The following is an 18,360-nucleotide window of genomic DNA, read 5'->3' on the forward strand; positions in this document are numbered from 1 at the left end:
AGCTTTTCCGACATGAGCGTGACGTTCTGCAGGTTGGGCAGGAACAGACGCTTGGTCTTGTTGTTGGCGTGGCTCACGTTGTGGCCGACCTGGCGGCCCTTACCGGTCAGTTCGCAGATGCGCGACATGGCTGAAAACTCGCTTGGATTTGAACGATCATGGATCGGGAAGGGCGCGCTCTTGCCGATCTGGGGGGCAAAGTCAAGGATTCGCACGTTGCGCGCAAGGCCCAAGGCGCGCTAGCCCGCACGGCATGACCCGCTGGCCCCTTCCCGAACCCATGCGCAAGGCGCTGGATGCCGCAGCGGAGGCGGCTGCGGGCGGTGAAGTGCCCATCGGTGCGGTGATCGTCAAGGATGGCGTGGTGATCGCCGCCGCACACAACACGCCCCGGCTGGACCACGATCCGACCGCCCATGCCGAGGTCCTGGCGATTCGTGCAGCGGCCGCCATCTTGGGGCAGGAACGGCTGACGGGCTGCGATCTGTGGGTCACGCTGGAGCCGTGCGCGATGTGCGCGGGCGCGATTGTCCACGCCCGGCTGGCGCGGGTCTACTACGCCGCCAGTGACCCAAAGGGCGGCGCGGTGGAGCACGGCGCGAAAGTATTCGACGCGCCCGGCTGCCTGCACCGGCCCGAAGTCTATTCCGGCATCGGCGAGGCCGAGGCGGCGGACCTTCTGCGCGATTTCTTCAAGGCGCGCCGCTGAGCCTCAGTCGACCGGCGGGGTCCCCGGCGGATACCACGAGACTTCGACCCGCAGCCCATCGGGATCGGGCAGGAACAGCGCGGTGGTGCCGCCCGGAAAGCGCTGCAGCCGGGCGACATGGCCAGCCGCTTCCATCACGGTGGCAAGCTCCTCCACCATCGCCACCGAAGGCGCGGTGAAGCCGAAGTGGTTGAGGCCGGGCCCATAGCGTTCGTATCCGGGGGTATCGTCCTTGGCCGGGCCGAACTGGATATGGAGGCCATCCTCGTTCGCCCAGATATGCGGCTTCTTCTGCATAAAGCCGAGCCGGGGCAGGAGCAGACCGTAGAATGCCGCGCTTGCCTTGGGATCACGCGAGAGGATCGTGAGGTGATCGAGCTTGAACGACAAGGTGGCCTCCCGAGTTTGTGCGCGTCTGGTTCGCGCAAGGCGGGCTTCCCGTTACAGGCCGCGCCAGATCTTGAGCGGGGCGACATCTTCGGCGCCGCGATCGGTGCAGGGCGCGGGCATGAAGTCCTTGCCGTAGCAGACGTGGACCTCTTGCAACCACCCGCGCGCATTGGCCTTCACGCGGATTGCAGCCGCAGGCAGGAACGGGGTGGCAGCGCGGAAGGCTGCACGAAAGTCTCCGGCGGTAAGGCCCTGCCGCCGGGATAGGCGCATCATGTCAGGGTAACGCAGCGAGCGGAGCAGCGCTGCGCCTGCCTTGAAATACCCCTCCGGCCTGCCCGCCATGCACGCGCCGTGCTTGGCCCATTCGTGCGCCATGAGATCGGGCGAGGGGGTCATGCACAAGTTGCGGCGCACCGTCTCTGCAGGCAGCGGCGCGGCCTCGCACCATTGCGGCCAGTTGCCGGGGGTCGATTCGGGCCAGAGACCGTGGAGAATGAAGCCGAAGCGCCCCAGTTCGCCCCCGCATTGGAACGCCGCGCGCGGATCGCGCCCGCGCGTGCGGCAGTATTCGGGCGACCAGCTGAGCGCGAGCGTGTAGCCCGCAATCGGCAGCACCCGACGCGGGCCATCCGGCGCCGGGAGCGCAGGGGCAGAGATCCGCGGTGGCACGCGGCATTGAGGCACCTCAGCCTGCGCTGCCATGGGCAGCAGGACCGCCAGGGCAAGAAACAGCCGGCGCAGCATCACAGCGGCGTGAAATCGAGCCCGATATCGGCAGCGGGCGCGCTTTGCGTCAGGCGGCCGACCGAGACGTAGTCCACCCCCGAAGCGGCGATCGCGCCGATGGTTTCGAGGCGGACGCCGCCCGAAGCCTCGCAAGGTGCCCGGCCGGCGACAAGTGCCACCGCCTCTCGCAGCAAGTCCGGACCCATGTTGTCGAGCAGCAGGCGGGTCGCACCGGCCTGCAGTGCGGGCTCGATCTGGTCGATATGGTCGACCTCGCAGATCACCTCACGCACCCCTGCCGCGAGCGCCCTGCGCACGGCTTCGGCGACGCCCCCCGCGACGAGCACGTGGTTGTCCTTGATCATCGCCGCGTCCCACAGCCCCATGCGGTGGTTCACCCCGCCGCCGGTGCGCACAGCGTACTTTTCGAGGTGCCTGAGGCCGGGGATGGTCTTGCGCGTATCCAGAAGGCGCGCTTTGGTTTCGCCCATCGCATCGACATAGCGCCGTGTGAGCGTGGCAACGCCCGAAAGGTGCTGGACGGTGTTGAGCGCGCTGCGCTCGGCGGTGAGCATCGCGCGGGCGCTGCCGGTGAGGCGCATCAGCGCGGAGCCGGGCGCGACCTGCGCTCCCTCTTCGACCAGCACTTCAATTGCCATCGCCGGATCAAGCGCGCGGAAGAAGGCGGCGGCGATGGGGAGCCCGCAAACGTTGATCGCATCTCGGCTGTCCATCACCCCGGCAAAGCGCGCCTCAGCGGGGATCACGCTCTCGCTCGTCACGTCATGCCCGCCGCCCGGAAGGCCGTGGCCCAGATCCTCGGCAAGCGTGGCGGCGACAAAGGCATCGAGATCGAAGCCGGGCAGGGTGAATATGCTCATGCCTTGCGGCCTAATCACCCTGCGCGCGGCTGTCGAGCATCCCGGTGGTTCCTAGTGGACGAAGCGCGCCACCACATCGCGGTAGGAGCGCGAGACTTTCACTTCCGAGCCGCTGTCGAGCACGAGGAAGCATTCGCCATTGGTATGCGGGCGTACCTGCCGCACGCGATCGAGGTTGACGATCTTCGAGCGGTGGACGCGCTGGAACACGCGCGGATCGAGCCGCCGTTCGAGGTCCTTCATCGTCTCGCGCAGGATCAGCGAATTGTCGCCAGTGTAGATGCACATGTAATCGCCCGCCGCCTCGATCCGCTCGATCGTATCGACATCGACACGGAAAATCTGGCCGCGGTCCTTGATGTTGATGAGCTTCTCGAACCGCCCGATCGCCGGTTCGCTGTCGTCGGGCATCGCGTCCATCGCATCGGGGGCCACTTCGGCGAGCACGGTCTTCAGTTTCTCCGCCTCTTCCAGTCCGCGCTTCTCGGCAAGCCGGGTGCGCGCGCGGTCGAGCGCGTCGGCGAGGCGGGCGGGTTCGACCGGCTTGAGGAGATAGTCCACCGCATTGGCCTCGAACGCGCGGATCGCGTGCTCGGAATAGGCCGTCACGAAGACGAACAGCGGCGGATCGATCTCGATCACTCCGCTCACCACGCTGAACCCGTCGAACCCGGGCATCTGGATATCGCAGAACACGAGATCGGGCTTCTCGGTCTTGATCTTGCGGATCGCCTCGCGCCCGTTGGAGCAGGTGTCGATCACTTCGACATCGGGGAAGGCTTCTAGCCGCAGCTGGAGTCCCTGGATCGCGAGCTTTTCGTCATCGACGAGGATCGTGCGAATGGTCATGCGCTACCTTTGCTGTGTGGCGAGCTGCGCAGCAGATTGCTGGCCCGAGGGTACTTCGCGCGCTTCAAAGGGCAGCTCGATCACCACCATGAAGCCTCCACCCGGTCGCTCGCCGATTTCGAACCGCTGGTTCTCGCCATAAGCCTGGGCGAGCCGGTCACGGATGTTGGCGAGCCCGACGCGCGTGGAGTCCGATTGAGAACTGGTCACGCCGAACAATGTCGAGGGGTCGGTGCCCGGTTGCAAGCCCGGGCCGGTGTCGGACACGGTGACTCGCAGCACCGGGCCGATGAGTTGCGCCGCAATGGTGATGGTGGCCCCCTCTTCGAGCGGACTGACGCCATACTTGATCGCGTTCTCGACCAGCGGCTGGAGCAGCAGCGAGGGCATCAGCGCAGGCGCGGCAGCATCATCGATGCGAAACTCGGTGCCGAGCCGCTCCTCGAAGCGCATCCGCTCGATATCGAGATAGAGCTTCAGCGTCTCGACTTCCTGCGCCACCGTCACGCGGCCGGTCGGCTCGTTGATCAGGGTGTAGCGCAGGAACGAGGAGAGCCGGCTCAGCATCGCGTTGGCGGGTTCGGTCTGTTTCAGGAGCACAAGCGTCGAGATCGAGTTCAGCGTGTTGAACAGGAAGTGCGGGTTGAGCTGGTAACGCAGCATCGCCAGCTGCGCCGAAGTTGCCTGCGCTTCCAGCCGCATGAGCTGGTCGTTCTGCTCCTCCACCTGCACGTAGAAGTTGATCGCGTAGTAGAGCGCCGACCATGCGCCAAGCAGCGTGAGATCGAGGTAGAACACGCCGAGGAACAGCTGCGCGAACCCGGAATCGCCGCCAGACCGGTAGAGGCTGATCACCCAGGAATCGATGAAAGCATAAAGCCCCACCGCAATCGCCAGCACCAGCGCAGTAATGCCCCAGGTGATCAGCGGGGTGCGGTTGATCAGCGCGCGGTAGATCACCGAAAGGATGAGGCTGATCGAAAAGCCGGTTATCGTCGCGATCAGCACGATGATCAGGAACGACCAAGGCTGCGCGTTGGCGAGGCTCGAAAGCGCACGCAGCAGCATCGCGCCGCCCCAGCCGAGCATCTGCAGACGCCAGAAGGCGCGGTTCTTGTTGCCGAAGAACGGCGTCGGGCGGAGCGGCAGATTCATTGCCATGCGGGGTGTGTAGCCCACAGATTGGCATCGCGCCACAGGTGGGCTTTGCGCGGCTGGGTAAAGCGGTTACTCTGCCGGCAAAAGGGAGAGAACCATGGATCATCACGGCGATTCCGCGGAGCGCGCGCAGTTCCATTCGATGGAGGAAGGCACGCAGGAAGACTGGGCAATCATCGCGCGCGATTATGTGGGCTTTGCCGCAGGCCTGCCAGACCGCGTGCTGGCGCACCTCAGGCTCCTCGATGGCGATTTCGGCGGCTTCCCGATCGACCGCCTCACCCACAGTCTGCAGACCGCGACCCGCGCCTACCGCGACGGCCGTCCCGAAAGCTACGTGGTGATGGCGCTGCTGCATGACATCGGCGACACGCTGGGTTCGTACAACCACCCCGAAATCGCCGCCGCGATCCTCCAGCCCTTCGTGAGCGAGGAAGAGCACTGGATCTGCCGCAACCACGGTGCGTTCCAGGGCTACTACTACTTCCACTACCTCGGCATTGATCGCAACGTGCGCGAGAAGCACCGGGGCAATCCGCATTTCGATGCCTGCGCCGAATTCTGCGCCAAGTACGATCAGAGCGCCTTCGATCCCGATTATGATACCCTTCCGCTCGATTTCTTCGAGCCGATGGTGCGCCGGGTCATGGCGCGCCCGCGCAGCGAGACGTCGATTCTGGCGATGGAAACGACCGCCGCGAAGGCAGGCGTTCCGGCTTAAGGCTCGCGCCGGAAACGCAGCGCCCAGTTGGTATCCGGCTGGGTGCGCATGACCGCGATTTCTTCCGCCATCTCCCGCGCGCGGGTGCTGGCCTTCCCGTGGCTCGCGCCCGGGATCACGAGCAAACCGCGCGGAGTGATCAGCCGGATCATGCGCAGGGCAGCTTCCGGCGAGTACCCGGCATTCGCCATGATCCAGACCGAGAGCCGGTCCGCCTCGCGCTCGGTGCGCCGAACGGCTGCCGTGGGCCGCTGGCCCGGGCCGAGCAGGGTTTCGTGATCGAGCGCCGCGTGGGCCAGTTCATGTGCCAGCACCGCCGCGATCATCGCTTCGTCGCGGCCGAGCTGGTCCAGCGCCCTGCGCCCGATGCGCACCTGGCTGCGGGTTGCACCGGCATTGTCCTTCGCATCATCGAGAATGAAGCGCACCCCGCACGAGGGCGCGGCCGGCACGGTCACTGCGCGCCCGTCGGCGAGCGTGAGCGCCACTTCGCCGCGCTGCGCCGCTGCCTGTTCGAGCCGCGCCTGCAAGGCCCAGACGCGGTCCCAGTTGCCCCGCGCCGGTGGCGGGCCAACCGGCGTGCCCTCGACTGCGGCGACGACTGCATTGGCAGCGAGTCCTGCCGCCTCCGCCGGGCTCCCCGCCGCCACCGCCGCCACCGCAATGTCTCCGGAAAGGCCATAGGCCGCGCGCGCCGCTGCCGGATCGGCGAAGGTCTGGACGTCGCCGAGCAGCAAGCCGGTCGCTGGCGCGGCGCGCGTGCAAAAGGCTGCGTTGGCATGGCTCAGCCGCCAGCCGATCGTCTGGACCAGCGCATCGTCCCGCTGCAGATCGTCTGCCGGCTGCGCCTGCGCCGGAACGGAGACCGCCAGCGCCAGCTCCAGGGCCAGCAGCGCAGCGCCCCGCCTCGCCACGTCAGCCCTTTCGCGCGGCGTTGATCGCCTGCTGCAGCGCCTCGCGCCCCACCGCGCCGGACAGCAGCTTGCCGCCCACGCTCCACGCCGGAGTGCCATTGATGCCAAGCTGCCGTGCAAGCCCGAGATTGCGCTCCAGTTCCTGCCGCACGCCCGGCTGCTGGGTGAAGGCAGCGGCCGCAGCGCCGTCCACACCCGCCGCATTGGCGGCTGCCGCGATGCTGGTGCTGCTTGGCCGTTCGCCGGAGAACATGGCCTTGTGGAAGGCGGCGTATTTGCCCTGCGCGGCAGCGGCGAGGCCCATGCGCGCGGCGGGTTCGCTTTCGGGGGCGATGATCGGGAGCTCGCGCACCACCACGCGCAGATCGGGATTGTCCTTCACCAGCGCTTCGACATCGGCCACGCTGCTGCGGCAATAGGTGCACGCAAAATCGGTGAACTCGACAAGCGTGACCTTGCCGCCCGGGTTGCCGAGTACGGCGCCGGGGAACGGCGTTTCGATCGCGCCGCGCAAGGGGGCCAGCCGGGCCTCGGTCTCGCGCGCCTGAAGCTTTTCCATCGCTTCGGGAAGGATTTCGGGGTGCTCTAGGATGTAGCTGCGCACCAGCGCTTCGATCGCGCCGCGCTGGCGGGCATTGATCCCGGCCTCGGCGAGCTGTCCCTCAAGCTTGGTCTCCGCCGCGGCGGCTTCCGCTCCGCTGCCCTCGCCATGCAGGGCCCACCACCCGCCGGCGGCTCCAGCTGCGCCGACAAGCAGCGCCAGGGCAAGAAACGGACTGAAACGCATGCATTGAACTCCTGCTGGGCCGTTCCCCGCGCTACCGCGACTTCTTCATCCGCTCAATCATCGCGCGCGCCGACATTGCGATATCCTGCGCGCGCAGCCAGTCGGGCGAGCCTTTGGGCAGTGCGGCCTCGGCAGCTTCGGCGCTGCGCAGCGCCTCGGGCAGCTGATATTCGCCGAGCTGCTGCTCCGCGCTGGCAAGCCGCGCACGCGGGATATCGCCCTGTGCTTCGTAGACCACGCCAAGCTGGTACCACGCGAACGGATTGTCCCGGTCGCGCGCCACGGCGGTCCGCAGCACGCGCTCGGCCTCGGGGAAATTGGCCTTGTCCTCGGTCGCGATCAGGGCGTGGCCAAGTGTGGTTGCGATCAGCGGCGTGTTGCGGGTCAGCTCCACCGCACGGCGCAGCGGGGCAAGCGCATCATTGGGCTTGCCCGATTCGAGCAGGACCTGTCCCTTCAGCTCAAGCGCATAGGGATCGTTCGGGTCCATCTTGAGCAGCGCGTCGGTTTCGGCGAGCGCCTTGTCCATCAGCGCTTCCTTGTGGAAGGCATAGGCCCGGGCGAGGTGCGCCGGTGCATCCTGCATCCAGTCGGGATAGGCGGCGAGCGTCGCGGCCGGCTCCGCCAGATAGCCCACCAGCTTGGCCTTCACCCGCAGGAACCGCGCCTGCAGCGCCGCGTCGCCGGGCTTGTCCCACGCCGGATCCTGCGAGAACGAATCCTGCAGTGTCGTCAGGCGGTCCGAGGTCATCGGGTGGGTCGAATAGAACTCGGCGTCGCTGTCGCGCTTGAAGCCGTAGCGGAACTCCATGTTCTGCAGCTTCTTGAAGAAGTCGATCGAGCCCTTGCCCGAGATGCCTGCCTTGGTCAGGAACTGCACGCTGGCCGCATCGGCAGAGGATTCCTGCGCGCGGCTGAACGCAAGGTATTTGCCGAGCGCCGCCTGCTGGCCGGCCATCATGATGCCGATGCCTGCATCGCCCGAACCTGCCGCCGCCGCCGCCGCGCCGAGCAGCAGGCTGAGGATGGTGATGCCGGTAGCGGGCTTGCCGCCCTCGTCGCCCCGGATCACATGGCCACCGGTGATGTGGCCAAGCTCGTGCGCGAAGACGCCTTGCACTTCCTGCGCGTTGTCCGCCGCGCTGATCAGGCCCGAATGGATATAGACCGCCTGTCCCCCCGCGACGAACGCGTTGATCGAGGGATCGTTGAGCAGCACCAGATCGATCGCGCGCGGGTTGAAGCCAGCCGCCGCCACGATCGGTGCGGCCATGTCCTGGAAGAAGGCTTCGGTCTCGGCATCGCGCAGCACCGATTGCGCGGCTGCCGGGACCGGCACGAGCAGCAGCGCGATGGTGGCCGCGAGGGCTTGGCCGAAGCGGCGGTGAAAGGGGTGTGTCACAATGAGCGCAGCTTATCCGCCGTTCGCCTGAACCACCGGTGAAGCGGTAACTCGGGCAAGGAACGGCAGCACTGCATCAAGGCCGCGCGGATCGCGCGAGAAGGGCCGGGCGAACAGCATGATCAGGCCCTCATGGGTCACCCCGTCCAGCAGCACCGCGCGCGTCGGCGCGCCGGCACGAGTCATGGTGCGCGCGAGTTCCACCGAATTGCGCGGGCGTACCCGTGTATCTGCGGTGCCGTGGACGAGCAGCAGCGGGGGCCCCCCGGCGCGGGCATGGACGACCGGCTGGGTTTCTTCGGGGCTCAGCGCCTTGCCGAAGCTGAAGCGGGTCGTATCGCTCTCGAACGGATAGAAATCGTAGGGACCAGAAAGGCCGACCACGCCGCGCAGGGCATCGGCGGAGAGGCCGCGGGCCGCCAGCCAGCGCTTGTCGAGCCCGAGCATGACCGCGTTGTAGGCCCCTGCGGAATGGCCCATCAGCACAATGCGGTTCGGATCGCCGCCCAGCGCGCGGGCATGATCCGCCACCCAGCGCAGCGCTGCCGCGCCATCTTCGAGCATGGCCGGATAGCGCACCTGCGGCGCCAGTCGATAGCCCGCGAGCACCACGGCATACCCTTGCGGTGCCAGCGCGCGGGCGATGAAGCGGTAGTCGTGCGGATCGCCCGACCGCCAGCCGCCGCCGTGAATGAACACCACGATCGGGAGCGGCCCCTTCGCAGCAGAGGCATCGGCGGGGAGGAACATCTCGAGCTTCTGCGCCGGATCGCTGCCATAGCGCGCTGATTCAACCAGACGGATCGCCCCGTCTCCGCCGTGCAGAACCTTGTCCGCGCTGTCGAGCAGCCCTACGGCGTTGCTGGCCAGCGCCAAACGGTAGGCGATAAATCCGCCGGTGCCGAGCAGCGCGAGGAGGATCAGCGTCCAGGCAAGCCACCGCCGTCTGGTCGTGCGTGCCTTGCGCGGGGGGTGCTCAGTGATAGCCATGGCGCATGGCTAGCTGGTTTTCCGCAGGCGGGGAAGCAGCCCTTCAGCCCAGCAGGCGGCGCGCGGCGCGCTCCAGCATCGGCTGGTCGTCGGCGATCTCGCCCAGCAGTACGGCTGTCCCGCCGGCCAGACGGCGCACCATGACCAGCGCGAACTCGGCGCCTTCCGGCTCCAGCGCATAAAGCGGCCGGTGATCGAGCGCGCGCAGGCTTTCGGCCAGCGTATCGCTCGGCTTCGGCGCGGTCTTGCCGGTTTCCTCGCGGCGCAGCTTGCGTTCCAGTGCGACCACGCCCTTGAGCCCGCCCGGCGCCTTTGCAAGGTAGCTGCCAAGCTCGCCGTAGCCGAGCCCGAGGCGCTGCGCGTGGGTGAGCGCAGTGGTGTATTCGGCGATGCGCGTCTTGTCGTAGTCCGCGCCGAACACCAGCTTGACCAGCGGGGTCAGCGGTGCGCGCGCCTGCATGGTGAGCCCGGCATCGGCGACCATCTCGGCATAGTCCTCGGGGGCATCCTCGGACGCCAGCGCAAAGTCCCACGCCCGCCCGATCGCGGCATAGAGCGCGCCGCGGGTGCGGTCTTCGCTGGCATGGGCAATGTGGGCCAGATCGCGCGCGGAGGCGAGCCAGTCGGCAAGGCAGGCAGGCTGCGAGTTGTCCAGTGCAAGGTCGAGGGCCGCTTCCTGCGGCTCGCCGGGAATGATCTCGGCGCCGAAATCGGCCAGATCGAGCAGTGCCGTCTCGTTCTCGGCGGCCAGTTCGCTGTCCGGTCCGTCGGCCCAACCGCCCAGCGGCAGCGCAGCAGGTCGGCGCGGGGCGAGCGTCGTGCTGCTCGGGCGCTGATCGAGCGACTGGTCGATCTCCAGCAGCAGCGCGTCGGTGGTCTGCTGGTCGGCCAGTTCCTTCCAGTTGATCACGCCATAGAGATAATCGATCGTCTCGTTGTCGGTCGAGAAGGGCAGGAGGATGCCGCGATAGAGGATCGTCTTGCCGCGCTGGTTGACGAATTCGGCCTCGAAGCCGATCGGCGCCTGGTTGGCGATAATCTGCAGATAGTGATCGGTGATGCGCGACAGCAGAGAGCGGCCGGGGATGTCGCTCAGGCGGCGCAGCGGGCTGCCTGCCTCGCATTCGTCAGCCAGCACCTGTCCGAGGAACGGGATCGCCGGGTCTTCGATACCCTGATCGAAGTGCAGCAGCACCGAATGGTCCGCGAAATCGGGCATGTGCCCTTCGAGCAGCGACTGGACAGGCGGGAACTGCCCCTGATCGAGCAGGCTGGCCCAGAAATTGTAGGCGCGCACCTGCATGCGGCGCTCGTCCTGCCCGATCGCTGGCGGCGGTGCGGCAACGGTGCCCTGCTCGTCGATCGATTCTTCGTAAGCGGTGTAGTCGGCGGCGTAGTCGAGAGGCTCCGGGCCTTCTGAACCGTCCCTGCCGATGCCACGATACGTATCCATGAACCAATCCCCGTGGTCGTCCAATGGGGCCCGTCATGGCGCAACATGGTAAAGATGTGCTTAAGTTGCGCCGTCGTTGACGGCACAATCGTTCGATTATGGCGCGTTTCTGTTCCGCAGCTGCGATCAGATCAGCGCGCCGCGATTGCCGCGGCCTTGGCCAGAAGGCGCTCGGCCATGTCGCGGTGGAGCAGTTCGGCCATCTTGCCGCACACCTTGAGCGCACCCTTGCCCGCATTGGCGGGGTCGGCAAAGGCGGCCACGATCGCCTCGGCCTCCGCCAATTCGGCCTCGCCCGGCGCGAATACGCGGTTGGCGGTTTCGATCTGGGAGGGATGGATCAGCGTCTTGCCATCAAGCCCCAGTTCGCGCGCCTGCATGCATTCGGCTTCCAGCCGGGCGGGATCGTCGATGGCGTTGCATACCCCGTCGAGCAGGACGAGGCCATAAGCGCGCGCCGCCATCAGCGCCTGCACCATGACCGGCACGAAGCCGGTGCGGCCCTGCAGCTGCGCCATGCCGGTTTCCTTGGCGAGATCGTTGAGCCCGAGCACGAAGCCCGCGAGCCGCGAAATGCGGGCAGCGGCGGCGATCCGCTCGAGCGCGAGGACGGCATGGGGCGTCTCGATCATCACCCACAGGCGCACGGCCGGATCATAACCTGCCCCGTCCATCGCCACCGAGAGCGCAACGACATCGGCAGCATCGTCCACCTTCGGCGCAAGGAGCGCGTGAAGCGGCGCATGCGCCAGCGCGGCAAGATCGGCCTTGCCCCAAGGCGATCCGAGCGGGTTGATCCGCGCGATCATCTGGCGGTGGCCGAAACCGCCTGCGGTCAGCTCCTCTACCAGCGCGACGCGGGCCTCGTCCTTCATTTCGGGGGCAACGGCGTCTTCAAGATCGAGCGCCACCGCATCGCAGGGCAGTGCGCGCGCCTTGTCGACGGCGCGGCGATTGCTGGCAGGCATGTAAAGCAGCGAGCGCAGCGGCTGCGCCGGGATCAGGGATTCGGGCACACACTTCTCCGACAAAGCATGGGGCGCAGAGGATGGGGCAAGGCCCCGGCCCTTTCCCTATGCCGCGTCGCTGCGCAAGCGAATGTTACAGGATATAGCGGACCTTGATCGCGGTCCTGAGCTGCACCGCCCCGACCTGGAACGAAGCCGCGCCAAAGCGTGGCGGGCCGAACTGCAGCGGCGCATCGCGCGAAAAGCCGAAGCCTTCTTTCGGCAGCATCATCATCTTGTCCATGCGGCCATTGCCGTTCTCGTCATGGAACAGCGCGATGGCATAGCGGCCCTGCGGCACGTCCTTGAACTGCACCGTCTCGCCATTCAGCGCCGGCACGGTGAGATGCCGCGCGTTCGGGTCCTTCTGGCAATCGGGGAAAGTCTTGGGGTTTGCTGTCATGCAGGCCATGATCTGGCCGCGGTTCGAGCGCAGGCCGTCGATCTCGACAAGGATCGAGCTGGGCAAGGCCGTACCCGCCTGCTGCGGCCCTACCGGACGCGCCGGGATCTGCGGCAGCGGCATCGCCCCGATGAGGAGCGGCGCGGCGACCACGGCCAGGCTCAAAGGCATTCCCTTGTGCTTCATGGCGCGGAAAGACCCTTGTCCGTCCCGCAGACGTGATCCCAGAAGCGAAAGTAGAGGCCGAAATTGCATCGATAGAGCTCGTGATGACGGTGATGGTGGCTCGCTGTTATCACCCATTGCCCTACAGTTGAGTGAACGAACCACTTGGGAAACATTTCCCAGCCCATATGATTGGTCACGCCCATCACGGTCATCACCGTGAGCACAAGGCCCAGCACGCCAGCGTGGATCGGCACCACGAACACCAGCGCGGGAATGAACAGGCCGACGATCGCAGCCTCGACAGGGTGGAAATTCATCGCCGCCCATGCCGTCGGCGGCCGGCTGGCGTGATGCACCGCATGCACCGCGCGGAACAACTGCGGACGGTGCATCCAGCGATGCGTCCAGTAGAACCAGGTATCGTGCAGCGCGAGGTAGACGAACAGCGAAACCGGCAGCCACCACAGCGGGTAGGCATTCACGTCAGTATAGACCCGCGTCCAGCCATAGTGCTGCCAGCCCCATGCGATGATCCCGGCCGGCACGCCGTAGATCGCGGCTGAGGCGAGGCTCCACGTGATCTCGCTGCGCATTTGCGCGCCAAGACCATCGTAGTGCCTCGGCCGCACCAGCCTCGTCAGCCAGGCAAACAGGCCGCTCACCGCAAGGTAGCGGACGGCCACGATCACCGTCATCACAAGGGCAGAGAGCCACAGTTCGCTCATGCGCGTCAGGCCCGGGGCTGGCTGGGAGGGGAATTCACGGTCACTTATGCCTCTATGCCAAGGCCTTGGGGCTGTGGACAGTCCGAACATCGGGCAGTCCACAGCCGCCATGGCGCATGGCTTCAGGCATCAGACGGCGCGCCGCACCTTGTTGCGGTGCTGGCCGACGCCGCCACCGCCGCCGCGATTGGGGCGAAACGTGCGGGGCTTCTCGCCCGCGGGCGCTTCGCCGCGATCGGCGCGGACGGGATTGCCCACCGGTCCGCGCTCGTTCGCGGCGCGGGGGTTGGCATCACGGGGGCGGCCATCGCGCCCCTGCGCGCGGCCACCGGGGGTGCGGTCGTCGCGGCGCGGTGAGTTGGCGCCATCGGCCCTGCCCTGTCCACCGCGGCCCCGATCTCCGCCACCGCGGTTGCCACCGCGTCCGCGTGCATCACGGTCATCGCGGCGCGCATCGCGCTCGGCTTCCTCGGGCTTGCGGCTGACGGCGGGCAGCTTCGCGGCCTCGGCCATGAAGCCCTCCGGCAGCGGCAGAGGCATCAGCTTGATGCCCGTCAGCTTCTCGATGTCCTTGAGGTAGGGCTTCTCGTCCGGCGCGCAGAAGCTGATCGCCTCACCGTCTGCGCCGGCGCGCGCGGTGCGGCCGATGCGGTGGACATATTGTTCGGCCACGTTGGGCAGTTCGAAGTTGAACACATGGCTCACCCCGGTCACGTCGATCCCGCGCGCGGCGATATCGGTGGCGACGAGGATGGGGCACGAACCCTGACGGAACGCATCCAGCGCAGCGGTGCGCTGCGCCTGGCTCTTGTTGCCGTGGATCGCGCGCGCGCTGATCGAGGCCGCAGAAAGATGGCGCACCACGCGGTCCGCACCGTGCTTGGTGCGGGTGAACACCAGCGCGCGGTCAAGCTTGCCGTCGGCCAGCAGCGCGCGAAGGCGCAGCGTGAGCAGCGCCTGCTTCTCGGCCTGGTTGACGAAGGTGACGAACTGCTCGACGCGCTCGGCCGTGCTCGCTTGCGGGGTCACTTCGACGCGCACCGGGTTGTTGATGAACTGCTTGCCGAGGTCCGCGATCGCCTTGGGCATGGTGGCGGAGAAGAACAGGCTCTGGCGCTCCTTGGGCAGCAGGTTCGCCACGCGCTTCAGCGCATGGATGAAGCCGAGGTCCATCATCTGGTCGGCCTCGTCGAGCACGAAGATCTCGACCCGGCTGAGCGTGAGCGCGCGCTGGTCGATCAGATCGAGCAGACGGCCAGGCGTTGCGACGAGGATATCGCAGCCCGGCACGAGGCGGCGGGCCTGCTTGCCCACCGGCACGCCGCCGAACACGCAATCGACTGTCAGGCGCAAGTTCTTGGCATAAGCCGCAATGTTCTCGGCGATCTGCGCGGCAAGCTCGCGCGTCGGCGAAAGCACCAGCATGCGGCACGAGGCGGGCTTGCGCGGCTTCATATCGGCAGCAAGGCGGTGGAGCGAGGGCAGCGCGAAGGCCGCGGTCTTGCCGGTGCCGGTCTGCGCGATGCCAAGCAGGTCGCGGCCTTCAAGCAGCGCGGGGATGGACTGGCGCTGGATCGGCGTCGGGTCGGTATAACCCTTGCTGGCAAGCGCGTGGAGGATCGGCTCGGCAAGGCCGAGATCGCTGAAATAAGACATGGGAATCCAATCGTTGTGTGGCGCGCGCGGCTTCATGCGGCGCGCAGGCAGAAGGTCGACCATGCGACCCATGCGTGAAGGGGAAGCCAAGCGAAGCAGCCGTTCGACCGGGGCGGGTCTCGCCCTGAATCGGCGGACCTCACGCTTGCCCGGGCCTGCGGCGGAAAGTCCGCTCGCCAGTCCTGCTGGAGGCGCGCTTAAGCGCAATTGCGCAGGAAAGCAAGGAAATTGCGCGGAAGGGTTGCAGGCTTTCCAAGTGCGGGCCTCTCGTTCTATCACGAAGCCATGCATCACCGCCTTGCCTCCGCGCTCCTCGCCGCTTCGCTCCTTCTCCCCGCCAGCGTTCACGCAGCGCCGGCTTTGACCGCGCCTGAAAAGCGCATGGTGGCGACTGTTGCGGCAAACGAGGCGCGCGATCTCGCGCTGCTCGAAAAGCTCGTCAACCAGAACTCCGGCTCCCGCAACATCGCCGGGGTCAAGGCCGTGGCCGAGATGGTGCGGCCCGAATTCGAGGCACTGGGCTTCTCCGTGAAGTGGCTGCCGATGGAGCAGACCGGGCGCGCCGGGCACCTTGTTGCAACGCATGGCGGCAAGCCTGGCGCTAAGCGCCTCCTGCTGATCGGCCACCTTGATACCGTGTTCGAGCCGGATTCGCCCTTCCAGACCTTCACGCGCAAGGGCGACCTCGCCACCGGCCCCGGCGTGGCGGACAACAAGGGCGGCGTTGTCGCCATGCTCGCCGCGCTGCGGGCGATGGCGGCGGCGGGCACGCTGAAGCAGGCCAACATCGTTGCCTACCTCACCGGCGACGAGGAAGACGCCGGCGATCCGCAGTCTGCCGCGCGCGCCGATCTCATTGCTGAAGGAAAGAAGGCCGACATCGCGCTCGATTTCGAAGGCCTCGCCCGCGATCTGGGGCCCGATGGGAAGCTCGTCGACATGGGCTCGATCGCGCGCCGCTCAGCTTATAGCTGGACCATCGAGGTCACTGCCAAGTCCGGCCATTCGAGCGGCGTGTTCGGCGCCGATGGCGATGGCGCGATCTATGCCCTCGCGCGCATGCTCTCCGCGATCCGCGCTGAAGTGCCCGAACCCAATCTCACGCTCAATGTCGGGATGATCGCAGGCGGCGCCGAAGCCGCGCTCGCTGCCGATCAGGCGCACGTGAGCGCCGCGGGCAAGACCAACATCATCCCCGCCAAGGCCGTCGCGCGCGGCGACTTGCGCACGCTCTCGCCAGAGCAGAACACCCGCGCGCAGGAGAAGATGGCCGCGATCGTCGCGCGCGCTTTCCCCGGTGCCACCGGCAAGATCACGTTCGAGGATGGCTACCCGCCGATGGCGCCGACCGATGCCAACCGTGCGCTGCTCGCGCGGCTCAATGATGTGAACGCCGCGCTCGGCCTTCCTGCGATGGCCCCGCTGGATCCGCTGAAGCGCGGCGCGGGCGATATCAGCTTCGTCGCCGCCGATGTGCCGGGCCTCGTCGGGCTCGGCCCCGCCAGCAAGGGTGACCACACCCCGGAAGAGACAGTCGATCTCAAGAGCCTCAACTTGCAGGCCAAGCGCGCCGCACTCCTCATCAGCCGGCTGGCGGCCGAGAAGCGCTGATGGATCATCCGCCCAGCCCCTGCACCGGCACATGCACGCTCGATCCGTTCACGAAGCTGTGCCGCGGCTGTGCGCGCACGATCGATGAAATCATGGTCTGGCCCACTGCGAGCGCCGCGCAGAAGCGCGCCATCCTCAGCGCGCTGGGCGAGCGCCTTCAAAGCGTCAGCGTCAGGTCGAAATAGCCGTAGACGCTATTGCCGCTGGCGGGTGCATTCGGCGCATCGCGCAGGAACCCCTGCTTGAATAGCACAGCGCCGCCAGTCTCCGCCTGCAGCAGCGCGGGCACGAGCCAGTGGCGCAACCGCACTTCGCCCTGATGTCCGGCAAAGCGCCCCGAAGCGCCCTTGGCATCGCGCACCCCGGTCGTCGCGAAGGCATCGCGCGGGTTCTCAAGCCAAAGTGCGCGATAGGAGAGCATCACGTCGGTGCGCTTGTCGGGTTCGGCCTCGAGCCGCAGTCCGGGCGAGACGATGTTGGTCCGCTGCAAGGCGCCATAAAGCGCCGTCGGCCCGAAATCGAAGCGCCGCGCGCCGAACAGCGTGTCGAACCGGCGATAATGCCCGGCCCGGCCACTGTCGCCGCTTGCCGCATCGAACAGCACGGCAAAGCGCGGCTTCCATGCGGCCTTGAGGGTATAGCCTTCCTCGGCATGGAGGAACCACGCCGAAACATCGAGATCGGCCATGTCCGCCGCTGCCGCGCTGCGCCGCGCGGTGCCGAACTGCCATGCGCCCTCGACGTCATGATCCCATTTGCCCACCGCCGGCCGCGCGAAGGTCCGTGCGCCCAAGGTCCACAGGCGGCGATTGCGGGTGAGCCGGTTGTCGCCATCCTGCTCGGCAAGGCGGTAGCCATAGGTCTCCAGCACCCCGCCCAGCACATCCGGCAGCGTGAGATGTGCGCCGAAGAACTGGACGCGCGCGGTCTCGAGGTCGAACTTGACCTTGTTGTCCCGCAGCCCTTGCGCATCATCGGGGCGGCGGATCTGCGGCATCGTCCAGAACGCCTGCAGCCGCGTGCTCCCATGCGTGGTCCATTCGAGGTTGGCGCCCGTGAAGCCATTCGTGGTCTGGCGGAAGCGGTTGCGCGCAACGAGCCGGCGCGAGCCGATATCCATGGTCTGGCGGCCCAGCGTCAGCAGTCCGTGGCCGCCCTTGGCGCCCTTCTTCCAGTTGCCCAGCTCGATCTTGGCATAGGCTTGCACCAGCTCCAGCGTATTCACGTCGGATGTCGTGATACTGGAGTTCGGCGCCTCGCCATAGGCGCGCGCGTCCCACAGCTCGCCGCCGAAGCGCACCGGCCCCGCGTCGTATTCGATGGCGAGCGTGGTGCGCAGCGAGAACAGCGAATCCGCCGTGGCCGGGCTGGGGCGGAACTGCCCGTCGATCCCTTCCACCCGCGTGCGGACCGTGGCGCTGATCGCAAGGTCGTCGGGCGCGCCCAGGGCTCCGGCCAGCGGGCCGGGCTTGGCCATGGCCGGTGCGGCGAACGGCAGCGCCGCCAAGGCCGCCAGGATCGGGAGTGCTCTTCGGGTCAAAGTCGCTTCCACAGGTCTGGTGCGCACCGCCTCCCGCTGCCGGGTCGATCTCTGGTGCTATGCACAAATGAATACAGCATTCGCAGGGCCCGTCCAGTCCTCTGTTGTCCAGTCCTGTGTTGCGCTGCGACCCTGAGCGCACTAAGGCACCCACGTCACTTGGGGAGTAGCCGCTGCACTGCTTGGTGCAGTCCCCTGCCAGATTGTTCTGGCGCGTCAACATGCTTGGCCGAGAGGTCATGGCGCAGGCGGCAGGCGCGGAGCTGC

The 18,360-nt window shown here is 67.1% G+C and carries 20 protein-coding genes; 4 read left to right on the top strand and 16 right to left on the bottom strand.

The features are described 5' to 3' along the window. On the bottom strand, positions 1–128 hold a 128-nt coding region (rpmB, locus tag Q0082_RS06240), incomplete at its 3' end, for a 50S ribosomal protein L28 (RefSeq protein ID WP_298191033.1). A 125-nt stretch (positions 129–253) separates the two neighbouring features. On the opposite strand from rpmB, the gene Q0082_RS06245 reads away from it, so the two are divergent. After that, positions 254–709, top strand: a complete 456-nt coding sequence (locus tag Q0082_RS06245) for a nucleoside deaminase (RefSeq protein ID WP_298190935.1) — start codon at positions 254–256, stop codon at positions 707–709. 3 nt (positions 710–712) lie between these two features. Here Q0082_RS06245 and Q0082_RS06250 read toward each other — a convergent pair whose 3' ends face one another. From Q0082_RS06250 to Q0082_RS06270, 5 genes are read right to left on the bottom strand one after another with little or no spacing between them, the layout of a single operon-like run. Then, positions 713–1,099, bottom strand: coding sequence for a VOC family protein (locus Q0082_RS06250; RefSeq protein WP_298190937.1), 387 nt, complete (start codon positions 1,097–1,099; stop codon positions 713–715). A gap of 51 nt (positions 1,100–1,150) precedes the next feature. Further along, a complete protein-coding gene (locus Q0082_RS06255; protein WP_298190939.1) occupies positions 1,151–1,846 on the bottom strand; it encodes a ribonuclease T2 in 696 nt (231 codons plus the stop codon). Next, entirely contained in the window at positions 1,846–2,709 is an 864-nt protein-coding gene (nadC, locus tag Q0082_RS06260) for a carboxylating nicotinate-nucleotide diphosphorylase (protein ID WP_298190941.1), read from the bottom strand. Before nadC ends, Q0082_RS06255 begins: the two co-directional genes overlap by 1 nt. A gap of 51 nt (positions 2,710–2,760) precedes the next feature. Continuing rightward, complete coding sequence (locus tag Q0082_RS06265) at positions 2,761–3,558, bottom strand: LytTR family transcriptional regulator DNA-binding domain-containing protein (RefSeq protein ID WP_298190943.1); 798 nt, start codon at positions 3,556–3,558, stop codon at positions 2,761–2,763. Between the two features lie 3 nt (positions 3,559–3,561). Continuing rightward, positions 3,562–4,719 carry a histidine kinase gene (locus Q0082_RS06270; RefSeq protein ID WP_298190946.1) on the bottom strand — a complete coding sequence of 386 codons (1,158 nt, stop codon included), beginning with the start codon at positions 4,717–4,719 and terminating at the stop codon, positions 3,562–3,564. Between the two features lie 94 nt (positions 4,720–4,813). Here Q0082_RS06270 and Q0082_RS06275 point away from each other — a divergent pair, with 94 nt between their 5' ends. Beyond that, a complete protein-coding gene (locus tag Q0082_RS06275) occupies positions 4,814–5,437 on the top strand; it encodes an HD domain-containing protein (protein WP_298190948.1) in 624 nt (207 codons plus the stop codon). Here the strand turns inward: Q0082_RS06275 and Q0082_RS06280 are convergent. From Q0082_RS06280 to Q0082_RS06320, 9 genes are all read right to left on the bottom strand, one after another. Next, a complete protein-coding gene (locus Q0082_RS06280; RefSeq protein WP_298190950.1) occupies positions 5,434–6,351 on the bottom strand; it encodes a M48 family metalloprotease in 918 nt (305 codons plus the stop codon). The two genes, Q0082_RS06275 and Q0082_RS06280, sit on opposite strands and share 4 nt — an antisense overlap. A 1-nt stretch (position 6,352) precedes the next feature. Continuing rightward, positions 6,353–7,138, bottom strand: coding sequence for a DsbA family protein (locus Q0082_RS06285; RefSeq protein WP_298190951.1), 786 nt, complete (start codon positions 7,136–7,138; stop codon positions 6,353–6,355). Positions 7,139–7,169: 31 nt separating this feature from the next. Next, the gene (locus Q0082_RS06290) at positions 7,170–8,492 is read right to left on the bottom strand and encodes a M48 family metalloprotease (protein ID WP_298191034.1); all 1,323 of its coding nucleotides are present in this window, start codon (positions 8,490–8,492) and stop codon (positions 7,170–7,172) included. 60 nt (positions 8,493–8,552) lie between these two features. Continuing rightward, positions 8,553–9,530: an alpha/beta hydrolase gene (locus tag Q0082_RS06295; protein WP_298190952.1), complete on the bottom strand. Its 978-nt coding sequence runs from the start codon at positions 9,528–9,530 to the stop codon at positions 8,553–8,555. 43 nt (positions 9,531–9,573) lie between these two features. Then, entirely contained in the window at positions 9,574–10,983 is a 1,410-nt protein-coding gene (locus Q0082_RS06300) for a hypothetical protein (RefSeq protein ID WP_298190953.1), read from the bottom strand. Between the two features lie 131 nt (positions 10,984–11,114). Beyond that, complete coding sequence (locus Q0082_RS06305; protein WP_298190954.1) at positions 11,115–11,999, bottom strand: CoA ester lyase; 885 nt, start codon at positions 11,997–11,999, stop codon at positions 11,115–11,117. A gap of 85 nt (positions 12,000–12,084) precedes the next feature. Then, on the bottom strand, positions 12,085–12,579 hold the full coding sequence (locus Q0082_RS06310) for a DUF2141 domain-containing protein (protein ID WP_298190955.1): 495 nt from the start codon (positions 12,577–12,579) through the stop codon (positions 12,085–12,087). After that, on the bottom strand, positions 12,576–13,286 hold the full coding sequence (locus Q0082_RS06315) for a sterol desaturase family protein (RefSeq protein WP_298190956.1): 711 nt from the start codon (positions 13,284–13,286) through the stop codon (positions 12,576–12,578). Before Q0082_RS06315 ends, Q0082_RS06310 begins: the two co-directional genes overlap by 4 nt. 129 nt (positions 13,287–13,415) lie before the next feature. After that, positions 13,416–14,942 carry a DEAD/DEAH box helicase gene (locus Q0082_RS06320; RefSeq protein ID WP_298190957.1) on the bottom strand — a complete coding sequence of 509 codons (1,527 nt, stop codon included), beginning with the start codon at positions 14,940–14,942 and terminating at the stop codon, positions 13,416–13,418. 285 nt (positions 14,943–15,227) lie between these two features. On the opposite strand from Q0082_RS06320, the gene Q0082_RS06325 reads away from it, so the two are divergent. Beyond that, positions 15,228–16,553, top strand: a complete 1,326-nt coding sequence (locus Q0082_RS06325) for a M20/M25/M40 family metallo-hydrolase (RefSeq protein ID WP_298190958.1) — start codon at positions 15,228–15,230, stop codon at positions 16,551–16,553. Further along, a complete protein-coding gene (locus tag Q0082_RS06330; protein ID WP_298190959.1) occupies positions 16,553–16,738 on the top strand; it encodes a DUF1289 domain-containing protein in 186 nt (61 codons plus the stop codon). The genes Q0082_RS06325 and Q0082_RS06330 overlap by 1 nt, the downstream gene beginning before the upstream one ends. On the opposite strand, the gene Q0082_RS06335 is transcribed toward Q0082_RS06330, so the two are convergent. Beyond that, entirely contained in the window at positions 16,711–18,093 is a 1,383-nt protein-coding gene (locus Q0082_RS06335; RefSeq protein ID WP_298190960.1) for an alginate export family protein, read from the bottom strand. The genes Q0082_RS06330 and Q0082_RS06335 overlap by 28 nt on opposite strands. Between the last annotated feature and the right edge of the window lie 267 nt (positions 18,094–18,360).

Source organism: Novosphingobium sp. (assembly GCF_027489515.1).
Lineage (GTDB): Bacteria > Pseudomonadota > Alphaproteobacteria > Sphingomonadales > Sphingomonadaceae > Novosphingobium.

Excerpts from the sequence above, each read along its gene's own strand:
- Q0082_RS06245 (WP_298190935.1), top strand. The coding sequence starts at position 254 with ATGACCCGCTGGCCCCTTCCCGAACCCATGCGCAAGGCGCTGGATGCC.
- Q0082_RS06255 (WP_298190939.1), bottom strand. The coding sequence starts at position 1,846 with ATGCTGCGCCGGCTGTTTCTTGCCCTGGCGGTCCTGCTGCCCATGGCA.
- nadC (WP_298190941.1), bottom strand. The coding sequence starts at position 2,709 with ATGAGCATATTCACCCTGCCCGGCTTCGATCTCGATGCCTTTGTCGCC.
- Q0082_RS06265 (WP_298190943.1), bottom strand. The coding sequence starts at position 3,558 with ATGACCATTCGCACGATCCTCGTCGATGACGAAAAGCTCGCGATCCAG.
- Q0082_RS06270 (WP_298190946.1), bottom strand. The coding sequence starts at position 4,719 with ATGGCAATGAATCTGCCGCTCCGCCCGACGCCGTTCTTCGGCAACAAG.
- Q0082_RS06275 (WP_298190948.1), top strand. The coding sequence starts at position 4,814 with ATGGATCATCACGGCGATTCCGCGGAGCGCGCGCAGTTCCATTCGATG.
- Q0082_RS06285 (WP_298190951.1), bottom strand. The coding sequence starts at position 7,138 with ATGCGTTTCAGTCCGTTTCTTGCCCTGGCGCTGCTTGTCGGCGCAGCT.
- Q0082_RS06295 (WP_298190952.1), bottom strand. The coding sequence starts at position 9,530 with ATGGCTATCACTGAGCACCCCCCGCGCAAGGCACGCACGACCAGACGG.
- Q0082_RS06300 (WP_298190953.1), bottom strand. The coding sequence starts at position 10,983 with ATGGATACGTATCGTGGCATCGGCAGGGACGGTTCAGAAGGCCCGGAG.
- Q0082_RS06310 (WP_298190955.1), bottom strand. The coding sequence starts at position 12,579 with ATGAAGCACAAGGGAATGCCTTTGAGCCTGGCCGTGGTCGCCGCGCCG.
- Q0082_RS06315 (WP_298190956.1), bottom strand. The coding sequence starts at position 13,286 with ATGAGCGAACTGTGGCTCTCTGCCCTTGTGATGACGGTGATCGTGGCC.
- Q0082_RS06320 (WP_298190957.1), bottom strand. The coding sequence starts at position 14,942 with ATGTCTTATTTCAGCGATCTCGGCCTTGCCGAGCCGATCCTCCACGCG.
- Q0082_RS06325 (WP_298190958.1), top strand. The coding sequence starts at position 15,228 with ATGCATCACCGCCTTGCCTCCGCGCTCCTCGCCGCTTCGCTCCTTCTC.
- Q0082_RS06330 (WP_298190959.1), top strand. The coding sequence starts at position 16,553 with ATGGATCATCCGCCCAGCCCCTGCACCGGCACATGCACGCTCGATCCG.